The sequence below is a fragment of the Nocardia sp. NPDC087230 genome (assembly GCF_044744725.1).
Lineage (GTDB): Bacteria > Actinomycetota > Actinomycetes > Mycobacteriales > Mycobacteriaceae > Nocardia > Nocardia canadensis.
In genome coordinates, this window is record NZ_JBIUYV010000016.1 from 37,837 (window position 1) to 57,222 (window position 19,386).

A 19,386-nucleotide genomic window follows, 5' to 3' on the forward strand; every position below is an offset into this window, starting at 1 on the left:
AGAAGAGGCAACAATGCAGCAGGACAGCGTGATTCCCGAGACGGTGGATGTCGTGGTCGTCGGATCGGGCGCGGCGGGCATGGCTGCCGCGATCACCGCGGCCCACCACGGCCTGACGGTCGTGATGGTCGAGAAGGCGAGCCGCTGGGGCGGTTCGACAGCCCGCTCCGGCGGCGGGGTGTGGATTCCGGGCAACGCGGCGCTGGGCCGACGGTCCTCGCCCGACGACATCGACGACGCCCGCGCCTACCTCGCCGACATCGTCGGGGCGGACGTCGCACCGGAGATGATCGACACCTACCTCGATCGCGGGCCCGCGGCCTTCGAATTCCTGGCCCGCCACGCGCCCTTGGCGATGCGCTGGGTTCCCGGCTACAGCGACTACTACCCCGAAGCACCCGGCGGTCGAGCCGGTGGCCGATCGGTCGAACCGAAGCCTTTCGACGCACGCGGTCTCGGTGACGAGCTGGCCACCATGGAGCCCGACTATCTGCGGGCCCCCCGCAATGTCGTGCTGACCCAGGCCGACTTCCGGCAGATCCATCTGGGGCTGCGCAATCCGCGCAGCCCGTTGCGGGCGGCCAGGATCGGGGCTCGCTGGCTCGGCGGCGCGCTGCGCGGGCGGCATCTTCTCGCCCGTGGCCAGGCACTGAGCGCGATGCTGCGCCTGGGGATGCGTGACGCCGGAGTGCCGCTGTTGCTGGATACCGCCCTGGTCGAACTGGCCGTGGCCGATGACCGCGTCGTCGGGGCCGTCGTCCGCCGCGACGGCGCCGAGCGGGTGATCAGCGCGCGGCGCGGGGTGATTCTGGCCTGCGGCGGTTTCGAGCACAACGCCACGATGCGCGCGCGATACCAGCGCGAGCCTATCGGCACCGACTGGACCGTGGGCGCGGCCGCCAACACCGGGGACGGCATCCGCGCCGGTCAGACGATCGGCGCGGCCACCGCCTTCATGGACGACGCCTGGTGGGGCCCGTCGATCCCGCTACCTCGCACGCCGTTCTTCTGCGTCTCCGAACGCAATCTTCCCGGCAGTCTCATCGTCAACGACCGCGCGGAGCGGTTCATGAACGAATCCCTGCCCTATGTCGAAGCCACCCATCGCATGTACGGCGGCCGGCACGGCCGCGGCGAGGGCGCGGCCGAGAATCTGCCCGCGTGGCTGATCTTCGACCAGCGCTACCGCAACCGCTATCTCTTCGCCGGCCTTCCCCCGCGCGCGCCTCTGCCCCGGCGCTGGTTCGATGCCGGCATCCTCACGCGCGCAGACACCGTCGGCGCACTCGCGGACAAGATCGGGGTACCGGCCGCCAGCCTGTCCGCCACGATCACCCGGTTCAACCACTTCGCCCGCACCGGCGTCGACGCGGACTTCGGCCGCGGCACCAGCGCCTACGACCGCTACTACGGCGACCCCCGCCAACGCCCGAACCCCAACCTCGGCGCCCTCGACACCGGCCCCTACTACGCCGCCCGGCTCGTTCCCGGCGATCTCGGCACCAAGGGCGGCCTGCGCACCGACACGCACGGCCGCGTCCTGCGCACCGACGGCACCACCATCGACGGCCTCTACGCCGCGGGCAACACCAGTGCGCCGGTCATGGGACACACCTACGCAGGCCCCGGGGCGACCATCGGTCCCGCGATCGTCTTCGGCCATCTCGCCGCGGTCCACGCCGCCACCGCCTGATCGGCGGCGGACCGGCGACCCACCCGCCCGTTCAGCGGGTGGGCTCGCGCGGCTCGAGGACGACGACGGGGATTTCGCGGTCGGTCCAGGCCTGGTAGTGCTCGAAGTCGGCGTAGGCATCGACGAGCAGGGGCCACAGCCGGGCGCGTTCCCGCGGGTCGGCGGTTCTGGCGCGGACCGGGCGACGGTCCCGGCCGATCTGGACGTGGGTATCGGGGGTGGCGCGCAGATTGTGGTACCACTGCGGGTGTTTGGGCAGTCCGCCCTGAGAGGCGACGACGATGACGTCGGCGCCGTCGAGGAGGTAGAGCAGCGGCGTGGTGTACTCGACGCCGGACTTGCGGCCGCGGTGGTCGAGCAGCAATGTCGGGACCGGCTTGCGGAACCCCGCGCCGACCCGCCATTTCCCGCCGATCCGACCACCGGTGCGTCGGTAGACCCACACCTGGGTCTTGCCCATGATCTTGAAGATCGTGGGCAGACGCGGGGAGTCGAGGTGTTTCGGGCGCGGCGGTACTGCGGTCATCCAACGACCATACACACCGACCCCAGTGTGTATGGTTCCAAGGGGCGTCGACCTCCGACTACAGCGACCCGAGCCAGTTGCGCAGCAGCTGGGCGCCCGCGTCGCCGGACTTCTCCGGATGGAACTGGGTGGCCGAGAGGGCACCGTTCTCGACGGCGGCCAGGAACGGAACGCCGTGTTCGGCCCAGGTCAGCTTCGGGGGCGCGATGTGCTCGTTCTCCGGCAGTTCCCACTGCTGGGCCGCGTAGGAATGGACGAAGTAGAAGCGGGTGTCGGCGTCGAGCCCGGCGAACAGGGTGCTGTCGGCGGGGGCCTTCACCGTGTTCCAGCCCATGTGCGGCAGGACCGGCGCGTCGAGGCGAGCGACCGTGCCCGGCCATTCGCCACAACCCTCGGTCTCCACGCCGAACTCCACGCCGCGATCGAACAGGATCTGCATCCCCACACAGATCCCGAGTACCGGACGACCACCGGCCAGCCGCTGGCCGATGATGCGCTCACCGCGCACCCCGCGCAGCCCGGCCATGCACGCCGCGTACGCGCCGACCCCGGGGACGACCAGCCCGTCGGCGGCCAGCGCGGCCTGCGGATCGGCCGTCACCTCCACCTGCGCGCCCGCGCGCACCAGCGCGCGCTCGGCGGAGTGCAGATTGCCGGAGCCGTAATCGAGCAGGACGACCTTCGCACTCACAGCACGCCTTTCGTGGACGGGACGCCGCTCACCCGCGGGTCGATCTCGACGGCGGCCCGCAGTGCCCTGGCGACAGCCTTGAACTCGGCCTCGGTGATGTGGTGCTGGTCGCGGCCGTAGAGCACCCGCACGTGCAGCGCGATCCGCGCGTTCTGCGCGATCGACTCGAAGACGTGCTTGTTGAGCACCGTCGAATACGACGCGCCGGGCCCCGCGCTGGGAATGATGGTGTGCACCAGGTGTTCCGGCTCGCCGGTGAACACACAGTACGGCCGCCCCGACACGTCGACGGCGGCGTGCGCGAGGGTCTCGTCCATCGGGATGAACGCGTCGCCGAAGCGGCGGATGCCCTTCTTGTCGCCCAGGGCCTTGCCCAGCGCCTGGCCGAACACGATCGCGGTGTCCTCGACCGTGTGGTGCGCCTCGATCTCGATGTCGCCCTCGGCCCGCACCACGAGGTCGAACCCGCCGTGCTGGCCCAGCGCGGTCAGCATGTGGTCGTAGAACGGGACACCGGTGGAGATCTCGGTCTGCCCGGTGCCGTCGAGGTTCAGTTCCACCAGGATCGACGATTCCTTGGTGACGCGCTCCACCCGCGCTGTTCTGCTCATCTCGTTGCCTCCAGCGTTCAGTGGGTCAGGTCGGTGGCCGCGATGTCGGCGCTCACCCGCAGGAACTCGTCGTTCTCCGCGGCGAGACCGACGGTGGCGCGCAGGTAGCCGGGGATGCCGACGTCGCGGATGAGCACCCCGGCGTCGAGGTAGTGCTGCCAGGCGCGCGCGGCGTCGGTGAACCGGCCGAACAGGATGAAGTTGGCGTCGCTGGGGATCACCGCGAAACCCTGCGCGGTCAGCGCGGCGGCGACCCGGTCGCGCTGGGCGGCCAATTCCGCCACGCTGCCGAGGGTTTCGTCGGCGTGGCGCAGGGCCGCGCGGGCGGCGGCCTGGGTGACCACCGACAGGTGATACGGCAGCCGGACCAGCAGGATCGCGTCGATCACGGCGGGCGAGGCGGCCAGGTAGCCCAGGCGACCGCCCGCGAAGGCGAAGGCCTTGCTCATGGTGCGGGTGACCACCAGCTTGGTCGGGAACCGGTCGATCAGCGTGATCGCGCTCGGCGCCGCCGAGAATTCGCCGTACGCCTCGTCCACGACGACGATGCCGGGCGCCGCGTCGAGGATCCGCTCGAGCTCGTCGATCGGGATGCTGTGCCCGGTCGGGTTGTTCGGGCTGGTCACGAACACCACGTCGGGTCGGCGTTCGGCGATCTGGGCGACGGCGTAGTCGATGTCGAGGGAGAAGTCGCCGCTGCGCTTGGCCTCGATCCACTCGGTGTCGATGCCCTCGGAAATGATCGGGTGCATCGAGTAGGAGGGCACGAAACCCAGTGCGCTGCGGCCGGGTCCGCCGAAGGCCTGCAGCAGCTGCTGCAGGATCTCGTTGGAGCCGTTGGCCGCCCACACGTTCGCGGCGTCGACGGGGACGCCGGTCTGGCGGGTCAGGTAGGCGGCGAGGTCGGCGCGCAGGGCGACGGCGTCGCGGTCCGGGTACCGGTGCAGGTCGGCGGCGGCCGCGCGCACCGATTCGGCGACGTCGTCGATCAGCGCCGTGCTCGGCGGATGCGGGTTCTCGTTGGTGTTGAGCTGCACCGGCACGGTCAATTGCGGTGCGCCGTAAGGCGATTTGCCGCGCAGGTTGTCGCGCAGCGGCAGCTGATCCAGGGTCGCCGAGGCGCCGGGCACGGTCGGAGTGCTCACGACAGGGCCTCGAAACGCGCCTGCACGGCCTGCCCGTGCGCGGGCAGATCCTCGGCGTTGGCCAGGGCGACGACGTGCCCGGCGACGTCCTTCAGCGCCGCCTCGGTGTACTCCACGATGTGGATGCCACGCAGGAAGGTCTGCACGCTCAGTCCCGAGGAGTGCCGCGCGCAGCCCGCGGTGGGCAGCACGTGGTTGGAGCCCGCGCAGTAGTCGCCCAGGCTGACCGGCGCCCACGGCCCGACGAAGATCGCGCCGGCGCTGCGCACCCGCGCGGCGACGGCGGCGGCGTCGGCGGTCTGGATCTCGAGGTGCTCGGCCGCGTAGGCGTCGACGACGCGCAGGCCCTGGGTGATGTCGTCGACGAGGACGATCCCGGACTGCTTGCCGCTCAGCGCTTCCCGCACGCGGGCGTCGTGCTTGACGACGGTGAGCTGGGCGTTGAGGGCGGCGTCGACCGCGTCGGCCAGTGCCACCGAGTCGGTGACCAGCACGCTGGCGGCCAGCACATCGTGCTCGGCCTGGCTGATCAGGTCGGCGGCCACGTGCACCGGGTCGGCGGTGGCGTCGGCCAGGACCGCGATCTCGGTGGGGCCCGCCTCGGCATCGATGCCGACCAGGCCGCGGCACAGCCGCTTGGCGGCGGTGACGTAGATGTTGCCGGGCCCGGTGATCAGGTCGACCGGCGCCAGTGCGGCGCCGTCGGTGTCGGTGCCGCCGTAGGACAGCAGCGCCACGGCCTGCGCGCCGCCGACCGCCCACACCTCGTCGACGCCGAGCAGCGCGGCGGCCGCCAGGATCGTCGGGTGCGGCAGACCGCCGAACTGGGCCTGCGGCGGCGAGGCCACCACCAGCGACTCCACGCCCGCGGCCTGCGCCGGGACGACGTTCATCACGACCGAGGAGGGGTAGACGGCATTGCCGCCGGGCACGTACAGCCCGACCCGCTCGACCGGCACCCACTTCTCGGTGACGGTGCCGCCGGGCACCACCTCGGTGACGGTGTCGGTGCGGCGCTGATCGGCGTGCACCTTCCTGGTCCGCTCGATCGCGACCTCGAGCGCGGCCCGCACGGCCGGATCCAGCTCCGCGAGCGCCTCGGCCAGTTTCGCGACGGGCACGCGCACCACGTCCGGGCGCACACCGTCGAACTTCTCGCTGTAGTCCAGCGCGGCCTCGGCGCCCCGGTCGCGGATGTCCTCGACGACCGGCCGCACATGATGCAGCACCGAGTCCACGTCGACTCCTCCGCGCGGCAGCGCGGTGCGCAGCTCGGCAGCGGAAGGAGTACGACCGCGCAGATCGACGCGGGCGAGCTCGATGCGGGGAGTCATATCGGGGTGCAGTCCTGTCTGTGCTGGGCTCAGGTCAGGTACCAGCCTATCGGTCGCCCGCCACCGCATTTCCGGCAGATCCCGCCGAAGACGACGGACCCGGCGGGGTCACCCCCGCCGGGTCCGTGCTCACTTCGTCGTTCGCGGGGCGAACCGCGCCGATGTCAGCGGGTGTCGCCGTCGATGCGCAGACTGCCGCCGGAGTTGACCACGCGCATGACCATCGCCTTGGTCTGGCCGTTGATGGTGATGCTGGCCAGGCGCATGTCGGTCGAGCCGTCGGCGTTGTTGCCCTTGACCGCGGTGATGCTGGCGAAGGTGTCGACGGTGCGGTCGTTCCAGTACTCCCGGAACGCGGTCTCACTGCCGTAGACCTTCTGCGCGGCCGGGGTCAGCAGCGACCAGGAACCGGCCGGATTGCTGAAGAAGTTCTCCACCAGCAGGCCGGCCGAGCCGATGTCGACGGTGCCGACGTTGGCGGTCTGTCCGAGCGCGACCGGAGCCGCGCTGCTCGACGCCGGACCGGCCGAGGCCTGCACCGAGGTCGACGGATTCGCCTGCACCTGCGGGGAATTCGAGTCCGAGCTGTTCAGGGCGCTGACCGCGACGGCGATCGCGGCGACCACCGCGCCGACACCGGAACCGATCAGCACCGCACGGCCCTTGCCCGCCTGCTTGCGCGGCAGCGGCGCGGGCTGGGCCGCGGTCGGCGGGTGCGCGGCCGTGTCGTGGCGCGCGGGCGGACGCGGATTCGACCGGATCTGCCGGGTGGTCGCGGTGGACGCGCCCGCGTGCGAGGTCCGGTTGCCGGACTGCCGGATGACCTGGGTCGCGGCCGCGGAATTGCGGCGGCCGTAGGCCTCGCTGGCGGGAACGAACCCGGCGGGCACCGCGTCGGCGTCGGCGAACGCGGCCAGCGCGTCGCGGGCCTCGGTCATCGTCGGCCGGTCCAGCGGGTCCGGGCTGAGCAGGTCGAGCAGGAAGTCGGTCGCCGGGCCCGCGTTGCGCGGCTCGCGCACCTGGCCGTTGGCCGCGGCGTAGAGCACCGCGAGCGGGTTGGCGTTGGCGCCGTAGGGCGGCTCGCCCTCGAGCGCGTGGAACAGGGTGGCGCCGAGCGCGAACACGTCGGCGGCCGGCGTCGGATCGGAGCCGCGCGCGACCTCGGGCGCCAGGTAGGCGGCGGTACCGCAGATGAGACCGGTCTCGGTGAGGGTGACGTCACCGGCGGCGCGGGAGATGCCGAAGTCGGTGATCTTCACCTCACCGTGGTCGCCGAGCAGGATATTGCCCGGTTTCACGTCCCGGTGCACCAGGCCCGCCTGGTGGGCGGCGATCAGCGAGGACGCCACCTGTTCGCCGATGCGGGCGACCTCGGTCAGCGGCAGCGGACCCTTCTGCCCTAATTCGGCAGCCAGGCTGACGGACTTGAGGTACTCCATCACCAGGCACGGATCACCGTTGTGCTCGGTGATGTCGAAGACCACGATGGCATTGGGATGCTGGAAGCGTGCCGCGTTGCGGGCTTCCCGAATCGCACGCTGACGCAGGACATCCCGCTCACCCTCGGGCAGGCTGGGCTTGATGTGGATCTGCTTCACAGCCACGGAGCGTTGGAGGCGTTCGTCGACAGCGCGCCATACAACGCCTGTGCCGCCGCTACCAATACGCTCGACCAGGCGGTAATGCTCCGCGATCTTCTGACCGGTATCGATGGCGCCTACTCCGAACCTTCTCGAAATTGTGACATCCCGCGTATTGACCATGGATATGGTCCGTCGACGAGTGTAGCTGGCCCGGTGTGGACCGCGTGCGGCAGCGTGGGTATTGCTCGCCCACAGAGCGTGACATAGATCATCGTTTGGCTCTCAGCATCCGTCCGGCCGCTTCGACGGCGGGGCCCGAGCTGCCCGCGTCGGCCACGAAGACAGCGAACGCGAGATCGCCGTCGATGCCGACGAACCAGCCGTGCGCGTGCTTGTCGTCGAGATATTCCGCGGTGCCGGTCTTGCCGAGCAGCCCTGGGATATCGCGCAGCGCGGTGGCGGTGCCCGCGGTCACCGTCTCGCTCATCATGGTCTCTATCTGCGACGTCACGTTCGCGGGCACCGGCGCGGAGGCGCGGTCGGCGGTGCCGGGACGCCCCCGCACGATGGCGGGCGCGGGCGCGGAACCGTGCGCGAGCGAGGCGGCGACGAGCGCCATCCCGAACGGCGAGGCGGTGACGCTGCCCTGGCCGATGCTCGACTCGACCTGCTGGGCCGGATTCTGCGCGGGCGGAACCTTCCCGGTGACAGTCGTCAACCCGGGTGTCACATAATCCACGCCCAACCCCAGCTGCGCGGCCGCCGCGGTGAGCCCGTCGGCGGGTAATCGCACGCCCAGCTCGGCCATCGTGGTGTTGCAGGAGCGGGCGAAGGCGGTGTGCAGCGGCACCTGTCCGAGATCGAAGCCGTTGTCGTTGGGAATCGTGCGGCCCTCGATGGTCGCGCGGCCGGGGCAGGGCAGCACCGTGTCGACGGTGACCCCGCCCGCCTGCAGCGCGGCCGAGACGGTGACGGTCTTGAAGGTCGACCCCGGCGGGTAGAGGCCGGTGAGCGCGATCGGGCCCTGGGCGTCGGCGGGCGCGTTCTGCGCGACGGCGAGCACCTCCCCCGTCGACGGGCGCAGCGCGACGATCGCGGCGGGCTGCTCGATCGGGGTCAGCGCGGCTTCGGCGGCGTTCTGCAGGTCGATGTCGACGGTGGTGGCGATGTCGGCGGTCGGGGTGGCGTCGGGGCCGGCGATGCGCTGGGTGCCCTCGGCGGTCTGCGCGCGCACGGCCCAGCCCGCCGCGCTGTCGGCCTGCTGCTGCCACAGTTCGGCCAGCCCGGCGGTGGTGGGTCCGGCCAGGCTCTTGTCGACGGTGAGCAGCCGGGTCTGCGGCGCGAGCGTCACCCCGCGTACCCCGGTCAGCGCCTGCTGCACCGGGGCGATGTCGGCCGCGCGCAGCGCGACCGCGACCACCGGTTTGCCTTGCGCCGCGGCCAGATCCGCCCGCAGCGTGGCCTCGGTGACGCCCTGCGGCGCGAGCAGCGCGGCGACCGCGGGCAGGTCGGCGTCCGGGGCGACGTTCACCAGCGTCACCACCTGCTCGGTCATCAGCTCACCGCCCGAGGCGTCGAGCACCCGCGCGGGTTTCGGGTAGACGGGGCTGTAGCTGAGCGGGCCGAGCTCCAGGCCGGGCGCGACCGTGGTGGGGTTCCAGGTGATCTTCCAGCCGTCGGCGTCGGTGGCGGCGCCCGTGCTGGTGTAGGTCCACTCGTCGCGGCCCTCGGGGCCGAATTTCCACGTCGATTCGAGGGTGAAGGTGGTGTCGTCGGTGGCCGAGACGCGGACCGAATCGGTCTTGCCGAGGCTGTCGAACAGGGTGGTCAGCGTCGCGCGGGCCTGCTCGGGCGCATCGGTGAGCGCCGCGGCGGCGGCCGCGTCACCGCTGCTCAGCGCGGCGGCGAAGGACTCGGCGACGGTCTGCGGCTGGTCCGGTCCGGACGAGCACGCGACGGGCATCAGGGCGAGCGCGAGGAGCAGGACCGGTGTCTTGCGGGAGAGGCGCACGCGACCGAGGGTAGCCGGATTCGCGGTGCGCGGAGGAACCTCGCGCTACCACCAACCGGTGATCGCCCCGATCTGACGGCCGAGTTCGGGCGCCAGCGAGCGCGCGTAACTGGCCGTGAGGTGGTGTTCGTCGCGATAGATGAGCACATTGCCCTCGACCACGCGACAGCGTTGCGGTCGGCAGACGGCATCGGAGAGGTCGAGCAGGTAGACGTTCGGGTAGCCGGCGGCCGGTTCCTCGGCCGGGTCGCGGGCATCGAGAGCGGCGGCGCGATCGAGCCCGCAGCTGTCCGGATCGCCGCGGTGGGCCAGGCAGTCGGTGGCGCGGTAGAGCACGCCGTCGCGGCGCAGGCGCGGAGTGTCGCGCAGCGCAAGCACATTCAGGCCGCGATCCTGCAGGGCCGACCACACCTCCAGGTATTCGCCGGGCACTTCGTCGCCGAGGCCGTCCTTGCGGTAGCGCGTGGACAGCGTCAGTACCCAGTCCGGCGGCTCCGCGGTCAGCCGGTCGAGCACCTCCTGCGACCACTCGTGGCACTCGGGAAACGGCCATTCGGCATAGGACGGCTGGTCGGCCAGGGTGACCGGACAGCCCTCCTTGAGATAGGAGATCACCCGGATGCCGTGTTCGGCGCCGAGCAGTTCCAGCGCGGGAATCCAGTGCTCGGAGTGCGATCCGCCGACGACCGCGATCGACCGGGCCGCGTCGGGGTCGCCGTAGACGCAGGTGCGGACCTCGCGGTTGGGGGTGATGCAGCCGTCGGTCGTCGGCGGCGGGGTGTCGGCCTGGCCTTCGAACACCGTGGGGCGCATCGGTTCCGGCGAGTACTCGGCACCGGAGAGCAGCGCGGCCGCGCCCGGGTACCGCGTGGAGTCCAGCGCCTGCGGGGGCACCGCCGGGTTGGCCCGCAGCACGACCTGCCAGCCCACCGCCGAGACCAGCACGGTGACGGCGAGCGCGGTGACCAGCGGGCCGGTCAGGCGGTGCCCGCCCGCCGCGCTCGTCTGCCCGGTGGGCGGCAGCCGCAGCGGCGTCTCGATCAGCCGGGTCGTGAGGGCGGCCAGCACCAGCGAGATGCCGATCACCACCAGCCCGTCGACGAGCCCGGCGTGCGCGCGGCCGGTCTCGGCCAGATAGAAGATCAGGATCGGCCAGTGCCACAGGTACAGCGGATAGGCCAGCGCCCCGAGTTCGGTACACACGCGCCCGGCCAGCAGCCGGTTCGGCCACGCGGTCACCGTCGCGGCGCCGAAGCCGGAGGCGATCACCAGGCAGGCCGCGGCCACCGGCCACAGCGCCGCGACGCCGGGAAACTGGTTGGCGCCGTCGAACATCGGGCCGCACGACAGCACCATCAGCAGGCCCGCCGCGGCCGCGAGACCACGCAGCGCGCGCGGCACCCGCAGGGCGGGCGCGGCGACGGCGAGCGCGGCGCCCGCCAGCAGCTCCCAGACCCGCGCGATGCTGTCGTAGTAGGTCCACGCCTGGTGCTGCGCGGTGCCGAACGCGGCGTACCAGAACGAGAGCAGGCCCAGCCCGGCCAGCGCGACCAGCAGCGTCGGGCGACCGGCCGCGCCGCGACGGCGCAGCCACGCCCACCCCGCGAGGACGGCGAGGATCGCCAGATAGAACTGGCCCTGCACCGACATCGACCACAGATGCTGCAGCGGGCTGACCGAGGGGTCGGGCGCGAGATAGTCGAGTTCGGCCGTGGCCAGATACCAGTTCTGCACGTAGAACATCGAGGCCAGCGTCTGCGCCGCGGTCTCGCCCAGCTGGGTGTAGGGCCGCAGCGCCACGGTGGCGACCGCGATCGCCGCCAGGACGACGACCAGCGAGGGCATCAGCCTGCGCGCGGTCCGGCGCGCGGTCGCGCCCGCGGCCACCCCACCGCGCCGTTCGACGCCGCGGACGACCGCGCCGGTGAAGAAGAATCCCGACAACACCAGGAACACGTCGACGCCGCCGGACACCCGGCCCGCCCACACGTGGAACGCCACGACCAGCGCGATCGCCAGACCGCGCAACCCGTCCAGATCCCGACGCCGGACCGCCGGACCGGCGAGCGGTCCGGACTGGATTGTCGCCTCCGGCTGAACCGGCAACGCGGATTGCACCTTCGGCACCAACGACCCCACAGATTCGTTTCCCTACCCCACAGCGCGGGGGTGTGTTTCCCGGCAAGTAACCATCAATTTGCCGTAGCGACACCGTGGAAGCAAACCGCCGAGCCGTGCGCGGGGCCGTCGATGTGAGGGGTCAGTCGACGCGCCAGGGCGCGGTCACCAGGACCGCGGCGTCGGTGTCGTCGAGGTCGATGTCGAACACCTCGGTAAGGACTTTCGGCAGGTCGGTGGGGTCGAGGTCGCGCGCGGACCAGGTGCCGTCGGGGTATTCGGTGGTCAGCGTCAGGTCGTCGAGGACGTGGTGCACGTCGGGCCGGAAGCGCTGCACGAACGGCCGGGTGGTGAACGGCGAGCGTGGCGAGGTCGACACGAAATGGTTGCCGACGGCGTAGTCGATCCGGTACTGCGGGTCCAGGGTGAACGCGTAGCGGTCCTGCCAGCCGTCCCGGGCGAACTGGTGCAGCACCCACAGGTCGGCGCCCAGTTCGCCGGTGCGGCGTTCGAGCCGGAAGCGCCACCGGCCCAGCGTGAATTCGCCGTGCTCGTCGGTCAGTTCGAACGGCGCGAGCGGCCCGGCGCCGAAGCCGACGTCGCAGATCCACACTCGCGCGTCGTCGTCGGTGGTGACCCGGATCAGGGCGTGGGTGGCGGGCCGGATCGCGCCGGAGTCGAGCGAACCCATGGTCACCCGGCCGCTGAGCCCGGTGACGCCGAAGCCGAGCCGCTCCAGCGCGGCGGCGAAGAGGGTGACGTTCTCGTAGCAGTAGCCGCCGCGGCGCCGGGTCACGAGCTTGTCCTGGAGGGTGGCCAGGTCCAGCGGGATGCCGCGCCCGAGGATGATCTCGAGGTTCTCGAACGGCACGGCCGTGGTGTGCGCGGCGACCAGCGCGTGCAGGGTCCGCACGGTCGGGGTCCGTGGCCCGTCGTAGCCGATGCGCGCCAGGTAGGCGTCCAGATCCAGCTCTTCGCCCTGCCAGCGGTCGGCCCGCTGCGTCGGTTCGGTCACCGTGCTCCTCTTTCGCCTCGACAACTCCCCCCGGACAACGCACCGTGCCGGATCGGTGTTCCGCCGCGCCCGTCGACGCGGGTCAGGCGGCGCATTTCGCGCCGACGGGCGGCGCGGGCGCGGTGACCACGCCCGCCCCCACATCCACGACGTAGTCGCCGACGGCGGGCGCGAGCGGTTCGGTGCCCGCGAGCAGGCGCAGCACCACGCACCCACCCTCGAAGAACGCGGGTCCGATGTCGTGGTTGCCCGGCACGACGGCGCCGGACAGGTCGCGCCCGCTGACGACGGTGTAGAACGAGTACGGCCTGCCCGCCGCCGCCAGCGCGTCCCGCAGCTCCACACTGGTGCGGAACGGCACGATGGCATCGGCGGTGCCGTGGATCAGGAAGGCCCGGCGCATGCTCATCCGGTCGGCGAGCAGCGCGGGTGAGCGCTCGGCGTAGGCGAGCGGGCAGCCGATCGGGGTGCAGCCGCCGGCGTCGCGTTCGATCTGACGAGGCAGCGCGGGATCCACCGCCGCGCCGTCGGCCCACATCGTGAAATCGTCGGCGGGACCGTAGTTGTCGACCCAGTAGTCGAACAGTCCGGCGGGACCGTGTGCGACCGCCAGGCCGCTGGTGATGCCGCCCTGGCTCCAGCCCCACAGCACCGTGGTCGCCACGGCCGGGTGCGCATCGCGGTACCACCGGGTCGCTTCGACCACGTCGTGCCAGCCCGCCCACAGATTCCACTCCCCGGCCCGCCACGGTCCCTCGGCGCTGCGCAGGTCCATCAGCAGGATCGGCGAGCCGCCGACGAGCGCCAGCGAGGTCATGTACGGCGCGAAGTCGGCCGAGGAGCCGCCGTGCCCGTGCACCGCCACCACCAGCTGATCGTCCGAGATATCGCCCGGCGCACAGCGATACGGCTCGTACACCCGCCCGGTGGCCCGCTCGCCGTCGACGGTGATACGCACCGGGACCACGCTCACCCCCGGCGCGCACACCGGCTGCGCGACCGCGCCCGGCCCACCGACGAGCACACCACCCACCAGCACCACCACCGCCGCGACGACCCGGCCCCACTGCCTCATGCCGTGATTGTCCGCTGTCGCGGTGCGCCGGACCCACCGCACACGTCGCGACACGCAACCATAGGGGGCGGCTAGCGCACCGCGACAGCTGAGCACCACAGCTAGCTCAGCGCGCGGCAGCTCAGCACCGCATCGCGACTCAGCGCAGCGCTTCCTCCGCTCCGCGGTGCAGCTGCACCGGTGCGGTCTTGCTCGCGGTCTCGGCGGTGATGCCCTTGGCGGCCGGATTCGCCTGTTCCAGTTGCGGTTTGCGTTCCAGCAGCGTCTCGGTGAGCACACAGGCCAGGTTCGCGTCGAGGTCGTCGCGGACGACGAGCAGGTTGGGTACCACGATGGTCGGCACATCGGCGGCCAGGCCGTAGGTGGCCGCGGGGATCGGCGCGGTCTCGTAGACCGGGTTGATCTCCTTCAGCTTCGGCAGCACCCCGGTGATGTCGAGGAACCGGACCTTGTCCTTGGCGGTGGTGAACAGGTCGGTGATGCCGGGCGTCGGCAGGCCGCCGGACCAGAACATCGCGTCGATCGAGCCGTCTTTGAGCCCGTCGACGGTCTTGGTGAGGTCCAGTCGTTGGGCGGCGATGTCGCTGTCGGGGTCGAGGCCCGCCGCCTGCAGGACGCGCTGCGCGATGACCTCGGTGCCGGATTTCGGCGACCCGGTGGAGACGCGCTTGCCGCGCAGGTCGGCCAGGGAGTTGATCCCGGCCTCGGAGCGCACGATGACCTGGGTGTAGTTGTCGTAGAGCCGTGCCAGCGCGCGCACCGGCTGCGCGCTGGTGAAGCTGCCCTTGCCCGCCACCGCGTCGGCCGCGGAGTCGGCCAGCGAGAACCCGACCTGGTAGGTGCCGCCGACGACCTGCTGGATGTTCTGCACCGAGGCGCCCGTCTCGGCGGCGGTGGCCTTGACCTTGCCGTCGGTGGCGGCCGAGATCTGCTCGGCGTAGGCGTTGCCCAGCGCGAAGTACACGCCGGTGGCATTGCCGGTCGCGATGCCGATCCTGGTGTCCTGCCGCACGTCACAGGTCACCGCGCCGCCGGCGTCGGCGGTCGGGGTGTCCTGGCGTCCACCGCATCCGGTGAGCAGCGCGGCCGCGGCGGACACCGCCGCCACGGCGACCATTGTTCTGAGCATGAGGTCCCCTCTCGTCGACGGCCACGTCGCCGCCTGCTGATGTCCACGGATCACGGTGTGGCCGTGGCTGTTCGGCGTCGCCGCCGGTCGACGACGCCGGCGAGCACGGCGACGAGCAGGACCGCGAGACCGAGCACGGTCGCGGTCGGATTCGGGTAGAGCAGGATCAGGCCCGCGGCCGCGGCCAGTCCGCGCGGCACCGGTCCGATCGCGCCGATGCCGAACAACCAGCCGCCGGTGGCCGCCGCCAGCGCCGCGACGCCGACGCAGGCGGCCGCGCTCACCCACAGCACGTCGAGCAGGGCGCCGCGCCCGAGCAGGTGCTGGCCGGCGTCGGTGAGCACGAACATCAGCGGCACCAGGAACGCAGGCAGCGCGTAGCGCAGGGCCGCCCACATGGTCGGCATCGTCTTCGCGCCGGTGACCGCGGCCGCGCCGACGGCGGCCAGCGCGGTCGGCGGCGTCACCTCCGAGAGCACCGAGAAGTAGAAGACGAACATCGCGGCCGCGGGCGCGGCGACATCCAGGTCGAGCAGCGCGGGTCCGATGATCACCCAGCCGATGACGAACGAGGCCGTCACCGGCACCGCCAGCCCCAGCAGCGACAACGCGATCGCCGCCAGCACCGCGGTGGTCGCCAGTACGACGGCGGGATCGTCGGAGAGCACCGATCCGGCGCGGACCAGCAGCGACGCCAGTTGCGCGCCGAGACCGGTCTTGGTGGTCATCGCCGTGATCACGCCCGCCGCCGCGCATACCGCGACCACGGGCAGCGCCGAGCACATGCCCAGCGACAGGGTGCGCAGGGCCGCGAGCGTGAACTGCCCGGCATCGCGCGCCGACCACTCCCGCCCCGGCGCGTCGGCCGGGGATTCCGCGGCGGCGACCGACCGCGCGCGCAGAATCCGGTCGGGCACGGCCAGGATCAGCGCCAGCACCGTGGCGTAGACGACCGCGCGGGTCGCGCTCATCCCGGCCAGCAACAGCACCACGATCACGATCAGCGAGGAGAAGTGATACCCGAAGCGCCCCAGCAGCTTCCACCACGGCCTCGGCAGCGGGCCGTCGGCCAGGTCGGCGGGCGCGCGCCCCTCGGCGTGGATGCGGCGGGCGTCGATCTCGACCGACAGCAGGATGCCGAGGTAGTAGAGCAGTGTCGGGATCAGCGCCCAGCCGAGCACCGTCACATACGACACGTCGAGGTATTCGGCGACGATGAAGGCCGCCACGCCCAGTGTCGGCGGGGACAGGATCGCGCCGACGCCCGCCGCGGCCAACATGCCGCCCGCCTGTTCGGGCCGGTAGCCGGCCCGGCGCAGGATCGGCCAGGTGACCGCGCCGGTACTCACCGCGGTCGCGGTGCCCGACCCGGAGACGGTGCCGAGCAGGAACCCCGACACCACCGCCGTGCGCCCCGCCGCACTGTGCGAGCGCCGGAACAGCGAGACCGACAGATCGACGAAGAACCTCGCGGCACCGGAGAATTCGAGGACGGCGCCGTAGAGGGTGAACAACACGATGTAGCTGGCGGCCACGTCCAGCGGGGTGCCGTAGAAGCCGCTGCCGGAGTTGTACAGCGCGTCGACGATCTGGTCGACATCGAGCCCCGCGTGCGCGATCGCCCAGCTCTGCGGCAGCAGGCCGCCGTAGTAGCCGTAGGCGAGGAACACCAGGCAGACCAGCGGCAGGATCCACCCCGTGGTGCGGCGGCAGGCTTCCAGGATCAGCACGAGCAGCACCGCGCCGAACACGACGTCGACCGGGGCCAGCATGCCCTGCCGGTCCAGGAAGGCGTCGTATCCGCCGCCGCCCGCGCCGAGGGTGAACGGCAGCACCGGATACAGGCACACGACCAGGGTGACCGCGGCCAGCACCCAGTCCAGCGGCGCGGGCGCGTCGGCCCTGTCGAGCCTGCCCCAGCCGGAGCGGTAGCTCAGGAACACCAGCGGCAGCGCGATCGCCAGGAACACGACCAGGTAGTACTGGCTGCCCTGCGGCAGCGGCCGGAACACCTGCCACAACGCCAGCGCCGCCAGCGCGAACGCCACCACGCCGACCAGCCGGGCCGGGAAACCGGTGAGGGTGCGGGCCGGTCGTTCCTGGTCGTCGACGCCGAGTTCGGCCGAGGTCACGACCGGTGGCGCTGCGCTCATGAGCGCGACGATAACAACACCGGCAGGCGCCCGGCGGCGAAAACGGCGACCGGGAATTCTGTACAAAAGTGACAGAACCCCCGGCCTTCGGCGTTGTGTCACAGCACGATCCACCCGACCGCTGCGACCGGGACGGCACACTCGGCAGGCGGTGACGCGGGGATGTCGGTGGGTCCGCCTAGGATCCGCGCATGCCTTCGATCGATACCGCGCAACGCCGGGCCCGCCTGGCGACCAGGCATCGGCTCGCGCCGTCGACCCGCTCGACCGAGCCGACCGAGATCGCGCGTTCGATGGTGGTCCTGCACGCCACCGATCCGGCTACGGTCTATCTGTCGGTCGGCGCGCGCGGCGTCGACCTCACCCCGGCCCACGTGGAGCGCGCGCTCTACGACGAGCGCACCCTGGTGCGCCTGCTCGCCATGCGCCGCACCATGTTCGTCGCCCCGACCGAGCTGGTCCCGGTGCTGCAGTCCTCGTGTTGCGACGCGCTGGCGATCAAGCAGCGCAGGGCCTACGGCCGTTACCTCGAGCAGGCGGGTGTCGTGGACGGCGATGTGCAGGAATGGCTCTCCGATGTCGAGGCCGAGACGCACGCCGCCCTGCTCGCCCGCGGCGCGGCCACCGGCGCCCAGCTGAGCAAGGACGTCCCCCGGCTGCGCACCCAGATCGATACCGCGCCGGGCAAGTCGTATTCGAAGCCGACCAGCATCACCACCTGGGTGCTGGTGGTGCTCGGCGCCGAGGGCCGGATCGTGCGCGGCCGCCCCAACGGCAGCTGGACCAGCAGTCAGTACACCTGGGCTCCCGCCGAAACCTGGCTCCCCCCAGACCTTTCCCCGATCCCCGCCGCCGAGGCGCGGGTCGAGCTGGTGCGCCGGTGGTTGCGCGCGTTCGGCCCCGCCCCGGTGACCGACCTGAAGTGGTGGACCGGCTGGACCCTCGGCGAGGTCCGCACAACCCTCGCCGAGCTCGACATCGCCCACGTCGACCTCGACGACGGCACCACCGGCATCGTCCTGGCCGACGACCTGGCTCCGGTCCCGACCCCCGAACCGTGGGCCGCCCTGCTCCCCGCCCTGGACCCCACCCCCATGGGCTGGCAGTCCCGCGACTGGTTCCTCGGCCCCCACGCCCCCGCCCTCTTCGACCACAACGGCAATATCGGCCCCACCATCTGGGCCGACGGCCGCATCGTCGGCGGCTGGGCCCAGCGCCCCGACGGCGAGGTGGTCACCCACCTGCTCGAGGACGTCGGCAGCGACACCAGGAAACTCATCGACGCCGAAACCGACCGCACCACCGCCTGGTTCGGCGACATCCGCGCCATCCCCCGCTTCCGCACCCCGCTCCAGCGCGAACTGACGGCTTAGCCACCGGCGCGGCTCGCGGCTGCCCGATCCGGGGACCACACCACGTTGGGGGACGCGCACACATCCGCCCCGGTGGTGGCACGCGGCCACCGAGCGCAGCACGAAGATCAGCTGAAGACCGGCAGCCTGCACCGAAGTCAGTCGGCGGTGAGATCCAGGCGGTCGAGGACTCCGGCCAGGCCGCTGCGGACCGTCTCGGCGTCGTCGATATCGGCGCCGTAGGTCACTTCGTGCCACGGTCCGAGCTGGTGCCAGAGCAGAGCGCGGCGGCGCAGGGAGTCGGTGCGGCCGTAGGCCGTGGCGACGGCGGCGGCGAAGGCGGCCGGTGCGCCGTACAGGGGCCATGCCAGGTCGTTCGCGGCGTCGCCGAGGTGGGTATCGCCGAAGTCGATCACACCGCTGACGTGGTCACCCTCGACGAGGATGTGTTCGGGTCCCAGATCACCGTGGACGATCGTGTCCGCGGGAAGATCCCGCGCGGCATCGAGAATCGTCTGTGCCCGAGCCCGGCGAGCGGCAGGCAGCATCGGCACGACCTCGGCCCGGAACCGCCGCAGCGTCGCCTCCCGGTCGTCGCCGGTCTCGGTCGCCGAGGGCAACCCGTGCCGCACCGCCTCGGGGCCGGGGCTGTCGTGCAGGGCGCGAAGAAATGCGCCGATCGCGAGACCGTGTTCGGCAGTAAGCGATTCGACCGCCCGGCCGGGGACGAGCGCATGACGCACGACCAGCGGCGACTCCGTCACGACAGCGGGGACCGGCACCGGTAGCGGCAGTCGCGGTGCCAGCCACGGCAGCAACCGGGTCTCGCGCCGGAGCTGGTCGGCGACCTCCGGTCGGCGCGGGCGGCGTTCGACCCAGCGGCCGTCGACCAGGACGGCGAGGCTGTCCCACCCCTGCGAGAACTCCACGCCCCCACGCTAGAGCACCGC

General features: G+C 71.8%; 15 protein-coding genes. 2 read left to right on the forward strand and 13 right to left on the reverse strand.

The window, feature by feature from the left end; translation table 11 throughout:
• Nucleotides 1-13: 13 nt before the first annotated feature.
• The gene (gene kstD, locus ACIO52_RS30940) at nt 14-1,693 is read left to right on the forward strand and encodes a 3-oxosteroid 1-dehydrogenase (protein ID WP_342802027.1); all 1,680 of its coding nucleotides are present in this window, start codon (nt 14-16) and stop codon (nt 1,691-1,693) included.
• Between the two features lie 31 nt (nt 1,694-1,724).
• Here the strand turns inward: kstD and ACIO52_RS30945 are convergent, their stop codons facing one another.
• From ACIO52_RS30945 to ACIO52_RS31000, 12 genes are all read right to left on the reverse strand, one after another.
• Nucleotides 1,725-2,219, reverse strand: coding sequence for a nitroreductase family deazaflavin-dependent oxidoreductase (locus ACIO52_RS30945; protein WP_218717281.1), 495 nt, complete (start codon nt 2,217-2,219; stop codon nt 1,725-1,727).
• Nucleotides 2,220-2,277: 58 nt separating this feature from the next.
• Entirely contained in the window at nt 2,278-2,910 is a 633-nt protein-coding gene (hisH, locus tag ACIO52_RS30950) for an imidazole glycerol phosphate synthase subunit HisH (protein WP_218717282.1), read from the reverse strand.
• A complete protein-coding gene (hisB, locus tag ACIO52_RS30955) occupies nt 2,907-3,521 on the reverse strand; it encodes an imidazoleglycerol-phosphate dehydratase HisB (protein WP_030203827.1) in 615 nt (204 codons plus the stop codon). Before hisB ends, hisH begins: the two co-directional genes overlap by 4 nt.
• 17 nt (nt 3,522-3,538) lie before the next feature.
• Nucleotides 3,539-4,666 carry a histidinol-phosphate transaminase gene (locus ACIO52_RS30960; RefSeq protein WP_218717283.1) on the reverse strand — a complete coding sequence of 376 codons (1,128 nt, stop codon included), beginning with the start codon at nt 4,664-4,666 and terminating at the stop codon, nt 3,539-3,541.
• Nucleotides 4,663-6,000 (reverse strand): histidinol dehydrogenase, encoded by a 1,338-nt coding sequence (gene hisD, locus ACIO52_RS30965; RefSeq protein ID WP_218717284.1) that lies wholly within the window; start codon nt 5,998-6,000, stop codon nt 4,663-4,665. Before hisD ends, ACIO52_RS30960 begins: the two co-directional genes overlap by 4 nt.
• 164 nt (nt 6,001-6,164) lie before the next feature.
• Nucleotides 6,165-7,763 carry a serine/threonine-protein kinase gene (locus ACIO52_RS30970; protein WP_316574056.1) on the reverse strand — a complete coding sequence of 533 codons (1,599 nt, stop codon included), beginning with the start codon at nt 7,761-7,763 and terminating at the stop codon, nt 6,165-6,167.
• An 88-nt stretch (nt 7,764-7,851) separates the two neighbouring features.
• Entirely contained in the window at nt 7,852-9,546 is a 1,695-nt protein-coding gene (locus tag ACIO52_RS30975) for a penicillin-binding transpeptidase domain-containing protein (RefSeq protein ID WP_402648880.1), read from the reverse strand.
• Nucleotides 9,547-9,639: 93 nt separating this feature from the next.
• Entirely contained in the window at nt 9,640-11,700 is a 2,061-nt protein-coding gene (locus ACIO52_RS30980) for an acyltransferase family protein (protein ID WP_316574055.1), read from the reverse strand.
• Nucleotides 11,701-11,854: 154 nt separating this feature from the next.
• The gene (locus ACIO52_RS30985; protein ID WP_342801512.1) at nt 11,855-12,727 is read right to left on the reverse strand and encodes an arylamine N-acetyltransferase; all 873 of its coding nucleotides are present in this window, start codon (nt 12,725-12,727) and stop codon (nt 11,855-11,857) included.
• An 82-nt stretch (nt 12,728-12,809) separates the two neighbouring features.
• The gene (locus ACIO52_RS30990) at nt 12,810-13,802 is read right to left on the reverse strand and encodes an alpha/beta hydrolase family protein (protein ID WP_402648837.1); all 993 of its coding nucleotides are present in this window, start codon (nt 13,800-13,802) and stop codon (nt 12,810-12,812) included.
• 139 nt (nt 13,803-13,941) lie between these two features.
• Entirely contained in the window at nt 13,942-14,931 is a 990-nt protein-coding gene (locus ACIO52_RS30995; RefSeq protein WP_402648839.1) for a TAXI family TRAP transporter solute-binding subunit, read from the reverse strand.
• A 50-nt stretch (nt 14,932-14,981) separates the two neighbouring features.
• Nucleotides 14,982-17,084 carry a TRAP transporter fused permease subunit gene (locus ACIO52_RS31000; RefSeq protein WP_218717287.1) on the reverse strand — a complete coding sequence of 701 codons (2,103 nt, stop codon included), beginning with the start codon at nt 17,082-17,084 and terminating at the stop codon, nt 14,982-14,984.
• 191 nt (nt 17,085-17,275) lie between these two features.
• On the opposite strand from ACIO52_RS31000, the gene ACIO52_RS31005 reads away from it, so the two are divergent.
• Nucleotides 17,276-18,457 (forward strand): winged helix DNA-binding domain-containing protein, encoded by a 1,182-nt coding sequence (locus ACIO52_RS31005; RefSeq protein WP_402648842.1) that lies wholly within the window; start codon nt 17,276-17,278, stop codon nt 18,455-18,457.
• A 137-nt stretch (nt 18,458-18,594) separates the two neighbouring features.
• Here the strand turns inward: ACIO52_RS31005 and ACIO52_RS31010 are convergent, their stop codons facing one another.
• Nucleotides 18,595-19,365 carry an aminoglycoside phosphotransferase family protein gene (locus tag ACIO52_RS31010; protein ID WP_218717289.1) on the reverse strand — a complete coding sequence of 257 codons (771 nt, stop codon included), beginning with the start codon at nt 19,363-19,365 and terminating at the stop codon, nt 18,595-18,597.
• Nucleotides 19,366-19,386: the final 21 nt, after the last annotated feature.

Bases quoted from the DNA above. Each gene is read 5' to 3' on its own strand.
- ACIO52_RS30995 (WP_402648839.1), bottom strand. From the start codon at position 14,931: ATGCTCAGAACAATGGTCGCCGTGGCGGCGGTGTCCGCCGCGGCCGCG.
- ACIO52_RS31005 (WP_402648842.1), top strand. From the start codon at position 17,276: ATGCCTTCGATCGATACCGCGCAACGCCGGGCCCGCCTGGCGACCAGG.
- ACIO52_RS30970 (WP_316574056.1), bottom strand. From the start codon at position 7,763: ATGGTCAATACGCGGGATGTCACAATTTCGAGAAGGTTCGGAGTAGGC.
- ACIO52_RS31000 (WP_218717287.1), bottom strand. From the start codon at position 17,084: ATGAGCGCAGCGCCACCGGTCGTGACCTCGGCCGAACTCGGCGTCGAC.
- hisB (WP_030203827.1), bottom strand. From the start codon at position 3,521: ATGAGCAGAACAGCGCGGGTGGAGCGCGTCACCAAGGAATCGTCGATC.
- ACIO52_RS30975 (WP_402648880.1), bottom strand. From the start codon at position 9,546: ATGCCCGTCGCGTGCTCGTCCGGACCGGACCAGCCGCAGACCGTCGCC.
- hisD (WP_218717284.1), bottom strand. From the start codon at position 6,000: ATGACTCCCCGCATCGAGCTCGCCCGCGTCGATCTGCGCGGTCGTACT.
- ACIO52_RS30990 (WP_402648837.1), bottom strand. From the start codon at position 13,802: ATGAGGCAGTGGGGCCGGGTCGTCGCGGCGGTGGTGGTGCTGGTGGGT.
- ACIO52_RS30945 (WP_218717281.1), bottom strand. From the start codon at position 2,219: ATGACCGCAGTACCGCCGCGCCCGAAACACCTCGACTCCCCGCGTCTG.
- kstD (WP_342802027.1), top strand. From the start codon at position 14: ATGCAGCAGGACAGCGTGATTCCCGAGACGGTGGATGTCGTGGTCGTC.